This is a genomic window from Paraburkholderia sp. BR14320, assembly GCF_040948665.1.
In the GTDB taxonomy this organism is placed as follows: Bacteria; Pseudomonadota; Gammaproteobacteria; order Burkholderiales; family Burkholderiaceae; genus Paraburkholderia; species Paraburkholderia youngii.
In genome coordinates this window covers 1-1,100 of sequence record NZ_JBFPKG010000202.1, presented here as the reverse complement: position 1 = coordinate 1,100, position 1,100 = coordinate 1, and the positions used below count along the sequence as shown (strand labels likewise).

Here is a 1,100-nt window from a genome sequence, read left to right as displayed (position 1 = left end):
GACAGATGAAATGTGCGGGCAAAGACCCGTCGTCTGCTTCCCAGCAGTTTTACTCCCTTGTGTCATAAGCAATACTTATCATATCGACATTTCTCGTCCCGACACCCTTACTGCAACAGAACCCGATAACGTGACAATGCCCGCGCGACGCCTCAGCACGAATTAGACGGCGATCAACCGGGTGAACGGAACGGATTGACCACCGTCAGCCGGTCGAAGATGACCTGGCCGTGCTGCATGTCTTCGGTGTAGATAACTTCGCAATCTTCAAGCAACGCGAAGGCGATGATGCACGAATCGTAAAATCTGAATCCGTAGTGCTCGGCGATACGGCGAGCTTCCTTGTGGACTTCGAGCGTCAGTGGAACGATCTCGCAAAACTCTTCTACATCGCCCATGAGGACGTTGATTTCCGGCCACGGCAGCCCCATCTTCCGCTTCATAACGAGGGTGACCTCGTTCATTACCTGCGTGCTGATGACCGGCTTCGGAGTTCGCTGCATCACTAGCGCCTCGGCCCGGTCAGCCCTTGCTGCGTCGCCCGAGAACAGATAGGCAATGACGTTACTATCGACGGCAAATCGCGTTGGTGCCTCAACGGTCATTCAGCGCCTCCCCTTTCGCTGAGCGACTCCCGATCGAACTTGAAGTCGGCAGGCAGCCGTCCCCGGTACTTGCGCAGACGCTCGATCCGCTCAGCGACTGTCGGCTTTTTGCTGACCGAGAACGCCCCGGATTGGTCGGCATAGATTTCAATGTCGTCGCCCTCCTTCAAACACAGTGCATCGACGACAGTCGCGGGCAGCCGAATGGCAAGGCTGTTGCCCCATTTTGCGACCTGCATGATCACCTCTCATGGATATACATTAATAATATTGTATATCTAGCTTCCGCGTCTTTCAAGTCCAAGGATCTTCATGAGTCGCATTTGTCGGACGAAAGCTGACCACAAATACGCTTGGTAGGGCACGGTGGCTTTGTTCAGCAGGGTCCTTGCGCGGCGACCGTGGGTCCGGTAGAAAGAGCCCAGTGATCTATCCGACAGGCGAGCTTTCATGCCTTACCAGGCAAGACTGAAAACGGGTGGGCCGCGCAAGCGG

General features: G+C 55.4%; 2 protein-coding genes. Both read right to left on the bottom strand.

All coding sequences use genetic code 11. From position 1 onward, the window contains the following. Positions 1 to 173: 173 nt before the first annotated feature. Complete coding sequence (locus tag AB3X89_RS39875) at positions 174 to 605, bottom strand: PIN domain-containing protein (RefSeq protein ID WP_368588014.1); 432 nt, start codon at positions 603 to 605, stop codon at positions 174 to 176. After that, positions 602 to 844, bottom strand: a complete 243-nt coding sequence (locus tag AB3X89_RS39870) for an AbrB/MazE/SpoVT family DNA-binding domain-containing protein (RefSeq protein ID WP_368588013.1) — start codon at positions 842 to 844, stop codon at positions 602 to 604. Before AB3X89_RS39870 ends, AB3X89_RS39875 begins: the two co-directional genes overlap by 4 nt. Positions 845 to 1,100: the final 256 nt, after the last annotated feature.